The 5729-nt window shown below is 70.1% G+C and carries 6 protein-coding genes; 4 read left to right on the forward strand and 2 right to left on the reverse strand.

Annotated elements, in window-relative coordinates; all coding sequences use genetic code 11:
* The 4 genes from DBR34_RS17420 to DBR34_RS17435 all read left to right on the forward strand — a co-directional run.
* Positions 1 to 950 (forward strand): amidohydrolase family protein (locus DBR34_RS17420; protein WP_258224073.1); only part of this gene is annotated, 950 nt, incomplete at its 5' end.
* Positions 951 to 966: 16 nt separating this feature from the next.
* On the forward strand, positions 967 to 1698 hold the full coding sequence (gene ubiG / locus DBR34_RS17425) for a bifunctional 2-polyprenyl-6-hydroxyphenol methylase/3-demethylubiquinol 3-O-methyltransferase UbiG (RefSeq protein ID WP_128097721.1): 732 nt from the start codon (positions 967 to 969) through the stop codon (positions 1696 to 1698).
* Positions 1682 to 2371 carry a phosphoglycolate phosphatase gene (locus DBR34_RS17430; RefSeq protein ID WP_128097722.1) on the forward strand — a complete coding sequence of 230 codons (690 nt, stop codon included), beginning with the start codon at positions 1682 to 1684 and terminating at the stop codon, positions 2369 to 2371. The genes ubiG and DBR34_RS17430 overlap by 17 nt, the downstream gene beginning before the upstream one ends.
* Positions 2372 to 2496: 125 nt before the next feature.
* Positions 2497 to 3204 (forward strand): squalene/phytoene synthase family protein, encoded by a 708-nt coding sequence (locus DBR34_RS17435; RefSeq protein ID WP_128097723.1) that lies wholly within the window; start codon positions 2497 to 2499, stop codon positions 3202 to 3204.
* Positions 3205 to 3739: 535 nt separating this feature from the next.
* Here the strand turns inward: DBR34_RS17435 and DBR34_RS17440 are convergent.
* Both DBR34_RS17440 and DBR34_RS17445 read right to left on the reverse strand, forming a co-directional pair.
* The gene (locus DBR34_RS17440) at positions 3740 to 4585 is read right to left on the reverse strand and encodes a M23 family metallopeptidase (protein ID WP_181394060.1); all 846 of its coding nucleotides are present in this window, start codon (positions 4583 to 4585) and stop codon (positions 3740 to 3742) included.
* A partial coding sequence (locus tag DBR34_RS17445; RefSeq protein ID WP_128097725.1) for a dihydroorotase occupies positions 4585 to 5729 on the reverse strand: 1145 nt, incomplete at its 5' end. The genes DBR34_RS17440 and DBR34_RS17445, both read right to left, overlap by 1 nt.

The raw sequence follows: 5729 nt of genomic DNA on the forward strand, positions 1-5729 counted from the left end.
GCGCCAACGAAAACTACTTCTTCTCCGACGTCCAGGCCGCCGTCTACAAGCAGCACGGCTTCCGTGCGCTGGTCGGCGCGGTGATCATCGATTTCCCGACCGCCTGGGCCAAGACCGACGACGAGTACTTCGCCAAGGCCGGCGAGCTGCACGACCAGTGGCGCAACGACCCGCTGATCGGCACCTCGTTCGCGCCGCACGCGCCGTACACCGTCAACGATGCCAATTTCGAACGCGTGCGCATGCTGTCCGACCAGCTGGACATGCAGGTGCATCTGCACACGCATGAAACCGCGCAGGAAATCACCGACTCGATCAAGCTGCACGGCCAGCGCCCGCTGGCGCGGCTGGATCGCCTGGGCCTGGTCAACGACCGCCTGATCGCGGTGCACATGACCCAGCTGACCGAAGCGGAAATCCACCTGTGCGCCGAGCGCGGCGTCAGCGTGGTGCATTGCCCCGAATCCAACCTCAAGCTGGCCTCCGGCTTCTGCCCGGCGTGCGCGCTGCAGCGTGCGGGCGTGAACCTGGCCATCGGTACCGACGGCTGTGCCAGCAACAACGACCTGGACATGTTCAGCGAAAACCGCACCGCGGCGATCCTGGCCAAGGCCGTGGCCAACGATGCCACCGCGCTCGACGCGGCCACCACGCTGCGCGCGGCCACCCTGGGCGGCGCACGCGCGCTGGGCTTCGGCGACCGCATCGGCTCGATCGAAGTGGGCAAGCAGGCCGATCTGGTCTGCGTGGACCTGTCCGCGCTGGAAACCCAACCGCTGCACCATGTGCTCTCGCAGCTTGTCTACGCCGCCGGCCGCCACCAGGTCAGCGATGTCTGGATTGCCGGCCAGCCCAAACTGGTGCAGCGCGAACTGGTCGGCATGGACACCGCGGCGATCGTCGCCAACGCGCGCCAGTGGCGCGAGCGCATCCGACACATCCGTGCTTGACGCACCAAGGACCCCCATGAACACCCCCCACGCGTCCACCAATTTCGACCAGGCCGAACTGGACAAGTTCGCCGCCCTCGCCAACCGCTGGTGGGACGTCGACGGCCCGCAGAAGCCGCTGCATGCCCTGAACCCGGTCCGCCTGCAGTACGTTGCCCGGCGCGTGCCCCTGCGCGGCGCCCGCGTGCTGGATATCGGTTGTGGTGGCGGCCTGCTCAGCGAAGCGCTGGCCAAGGAAGGCGCCGAGGTCACCGCGATCGACCTGGCGCCGGAACTGGTCAAGGTGGCGCGCCTGCACAGCCTGGAGTCGGGCGTGACGGTGGATTGCCGCGTGCAGGCCGCCGAGGACCTGGCCGCCGAACAGCCGGGCAGTTTCGACGTGGTCACCTGCATGGAAATGCTGGAGCACGTGCCGGACCCGGGCGCGATCATCGCCGCCTGCCACCGACTGCTGAAGCCGGGCGGCCAGCTGTTCCTGTCCACCGTCAACCGCACCCCGGCCGCCTTCGCGGTGGCCATCGTCGGTGCCGAGTACGTGGCGCGGCTGCTGCCCAAGGGCACCCATCACTACCAGGACTTCATCAAGCCGGCCGAGCTGGGCAAGTGGCTGCGCGAAGCCGACCTGGGCCTGCGCGATGTCAGCGGCATGGCCTACGAGCCGTGGCGCAACCGCGCGCGGCTGAGCAGCCGCACCGACATCAACTACCTGGCCCATGCGGTCAAGCCGGACGATGCCGCAGGTGTCTGAGTCCGGTTTTCCGCACGCGGTTCTGTTCGACCTGGACGGCACGCTGCTGGACAGCGCGCCGGACATGCTGGCCACCGCCAACGCGATGCTGGCCGCGCGCGACCGCGCCCCGATCCGCCTGGACGCGTTGCGCCCGGTGGTGTCCAAGGGCTCGCGCGCGATGGTGTCGGTGGCCTTCCCGGAGCTGGGCCAGGTCGAGCGCGATGCGCTGGTGCCCGAGTTCCTGCAGCGTTATGAAGCCCTGATCGGCCAGCACGCGGTGCTGTTCGACGGCGTGGCCGGCATGCTTGATGCGCTGGATGCCGCGGGCTGTGCCTGGGGCATCGTCACCAACAAGCCCGAATACCTGGCGCGGTTGATCGTGCCGCAGCTGGGGTGGGACACGCGCTGCAACGTGCTGATCGGCGGCGACACCCTGGCCCAGCGCAAGCCGCACCCGCTGCCGCTGCTGGCCGCTGCCGAACGCATGAACGTCGATCCGGCCACCTGCATCTACGTGGGCGATGACGAGCGCGACATCGTGGCCGCCAACGCCGCGGGCATGGCCTCGGTCGCTGCCCTCTGGGGCTACCGGCTGGACGCCGACGACCCGCTGGCCTGGGGCGCCGAGCGCATGATCGAGCACCCCGCGCAGCTGCAGCGCGCCGACGCCTGGCCACCCGCACGCGGTTGACCCGGCAGGTACCCACCGTTGGCGGGTACGCACCACACCCCAGGCACGCAACGGCACTGAGCCGCTGCGCACCCCCGGTAGGTACCCAGCGTTGATGGGTGCCGCCCCTTTGCAAGGAACACCCCGTGACAACTTCCAGTGCCCTCGACAGTTTCCTGGACAAGTGGCGCACCCGCTGGCCGGAATGGTCGGTGGCCGAACCGTTTGTGCCCGAGGCGCAGCGCACTCTGGTGGTGGCGTGGTTCACGCTGCTGCAGGAGTTCGACGACATCCTCAACACCAGTGGCGACCCGATGCCGGCCGACGCCAAGCTGGCGTGGTGGGGCGAGGAACTGCGCAGCTGGGCCGGGCAGCGCTCGCGCCACCCGTTGGGCCGCCTGCTGGAGCCGGTGCGCGCGCCGTGGAGCGCGCTGGCCGATGCGCTGCCGGACCTGATCGAAGCCCGCGCGGCCGCGCCGGACCCGGCGCAGGCATTCAAGGTGCTGCAGCCGTACGCGGCCGCGGTGGCCGCGGTGGAAGCGGTGATGTTTGATACGCCGGCGCGCGGCGATGTGGCCACCCCGGTGCTGGTGCAGACGCTGGCCCAGCGGCTGAATGCTGCGGGTGTCGCGGCCGTGCCGCGATCGCTGCTGGCCGCCGGCGATGGCGATGCCGCGCAACGCTGGGCGCAGCAGCTGCTGGCGCGGTGGCCGGCCCGCGTGCCCGGCCCGCGCGCACGGCGCATGTACGCCTCGCTGGCGCGCACGCGCCTGCAGGCCAGTGCGCAGGGCCGCGAACTGAAGGTCACGCCGATGCGCACGCTGCTGCGCACGTGGTGGGCCGGCCGCGGCTGATCGGGCGACCCGTAGCGCCGGGCTCTGCCCGGCAGCTGTTCGCGCGATGCATGGATGGTGGGAGCCGGCCAGCGGCCGGCATTACCGGTGATCAAGCGCGCATCGACCCACGGTCGATGCGCGCCGGTTGGTCGGCGCGCCGACCCGTAGCGCCGGGCTCTGCCCGGCTGCCGTTCGCGCGATGCACGGATGGCGGGGAGCCGGTCAGCGGCCGGCACTACCGGAGATCGCGCACGCATCGACCCACGGTCGATGCGCGCCGGTTGGTCGGCACGCCGACCCGTAGCGCCGGGCTCTGCCCGGCTGCTGTTCGCGCGATGCATGGATGGCGGGGAGCCGGCCAGCGGCCGGCATTACCGGTGATCAAGCGCGCATCGACCCACGGTCGATGCGCGCCGGTTGGTCGGCACGCCGACCCGTAGCGCCGGGCTCTGCCCGGCTGCCGTTCGCGCGATGCACGGATGGCGGGGAGCCGGCCAGCGGCCGGCACTACCGGTGGTCGAGCACGCATCGACCCACGGTCGATGCGTGCCGGTCATTTACCGCGCTCGAGCACCAGCAGTGGGTCGATGCGGGTGTCGAACCAGTTCATGCCCCAATGCAGGTGCGGGCCGGTGGCACGGCCGGTGGCCCCGACCGCGGCAATCACCTGGCCCTGCTCGACGCGGTCGCCCACCTTCACGTCGATCCGCGACAGGTGCAGGAAGTTCGAGCTGATCCCGAAGCCGTGGTCCAGCAGCAAGGTGCCGCCGGTGAGGTACAGGTCCGGCCCGGCGAAGGTGACCACGCCGGCAGCGGGGGCCTTGACCGGCGTGCCGGTGGGGACGGCGATGTCCATGCCCGAATGGCCCGCACCGGGCTGGCCGTTGTATACCCGGGCATTGCCGAAGCGGCCGCTGATACGCCCCTGCACCGGCCAGATGAAGGGCTTGGCGAAGTCGGCGCGGTCGTCGTCGCGCGCGCGTGCCGCCGTCACCTGGGCCTGCTCGCGCTTGATCCGCTCGGCAATCGCCGGGGGCGGGTTGACGGTCTTGGGCGGCACGCCGTTGACGCGTTCGGTCGGCCAGTCGCGCGGGGTCACCGCGATGCTCACCGTCTCACTGCCGCCGTCGGGACGATGCACCTGGACCTGCAGCGGTCCCTTCTCATCGCGGCCGATGCCGAACACCACGCTGCCATAGCCGCTCACCCGCAGCGTGCGGCCGGCGTACTGCACCACGCTGCCCGCCGGCACCTTGCCGATCACCATGGCGCCCTGCGAGGCGCTGGCCGGAAACACCACCCGGCTGTCGGCCTGCGCCACGGCGGAGGAGGGTAGCAATGCGGCCACGCCCACAACACCCGCCGCGAGCAGGCCCAGGCCCAACAGACGTGCCCGCATCAGCGGTCGAAGCTCATGCGCTGGCCGTTCGGCGCGCCCACCAGCTTCTCGCCATCCCACGCCAGCTCGCCGTTGACCCACGTCGAGGCAATGCGCGAACGGAAGGTCATGCCCTCGAACGGCGACCAGCCGCACTTGGACAGCACGTCCTCGCGCTTCACGGTGAACGGCACGTCCTCCACCAGCACCAGGTCGGCGAAATAGCCTTCGCGCAGGTAGCCGCGCTGGCTCACATCGAACAGCTGCGCCGGGGCATGGGCGAACTTCTGCACCACCTGGGTGATCTCCAGCTTGCCTTCGTGCACCAGCTCCAGCGCGGCCACCAGCGCGTACTGCACCAGCGGCAGGCCCGACGGCGCCTGCGGGTAGGGCTTCTGCTTTTCTTCCCAGGTGTGCGGGGCGTGATCGGTGGCCAGCACGTCGATCACGTCCTCGGCCACGGCGCGGGTGAGCGCTTCGCGGTCGCTGGCTTCCTTGATCGCCGGGTTGCATTTGATCAGGTTGCCCAGCCGCGCGTAATCGCTGCGGTCAAAGCGCAGGAAGTGGATGCAGGTTTCGGCGGTGATCTGCTTGCGGCTGCCATCGGCACGGATCAGCGGGCCGCGCTCGAACAGCTTGAGCTCGTCGGCGGTGGAGATGTGCAGCACGTGCAGGCGGGTGCCGTGCTTCTTCGCCAGCGACACCGCCAGCTCGGAGGACTTCAGGCAGGCCTCGCGCGAGCGGATGTCCGGGTGCTGTTCGGCGCTGAGCGCATCGCCGTACTTCTCGGCGTACTCCTTGGCCTTGGCGTCGATCATCGGGGTGTCTTCGCAATGCGTGATGATCGGGGTGGGCGCGTCGCGGAAGATCGCGTCCAGGGTCTCCGGGTTGTCCACCAGCATGTTGCCGGTGGAGGCGCCCATGAACACCTTGATGCCCGGCGCGGTCTTGGGGTCCAGCGACTGGATGTGTTCCAGGTTGTCGTTGCTGGCACCCATGTAGAAGCCGTAGTTGGCGCGCGCGCGGCCGGCGGCGGCGTCGTATTTGGCCTGCAGGATCTCGGCGTTGAGCGTGGGTGGGTTGGTGTTGGGCATGTCCATGAAGCTGGTCAGCCCGCCGGCCACGGCCGCGGCGGACTCGGTGGCGATGTCGCCCTTGTGGGTCA

It is taken from the genome of Stenotrophomonas sp. HMWF003 (assembly GCF_003061285.1).
Lineage (GTDB): Bacteria > Pseudomonadota > Gammaproteobacteria > Xanthomonadales > Xanthomonadaceae > Stenotrophomonas > Stenotrophomonas maltophilia_AP.

What these genes read in the sequence shown, in the direction of transcription:
- DBR34_RS17430 (WP_128097722.1), top strand. Translation starts at nt 1,682, where the DNA reads ATGCCGCAGGTGTCTGAGTCCGGTTTTCCGCACGCGGTTCTGTTCGAC.
- ubiG (WP_128097721.1), top strand. Translation starts at nt 967, where the DNA reads ATGAACACCCCCCACGCGTCCACCAATTTCGACCAGGCCGAACTGGAC.
- DBR34_RS17440 (WP_181394060.1), bottom strand. Translation starts at nt 4,585, where the DNA reads ATGCGGGCACGTCTGTTGGGCCTGGGCCTGCTCGCGGCGGGTGTTGTG.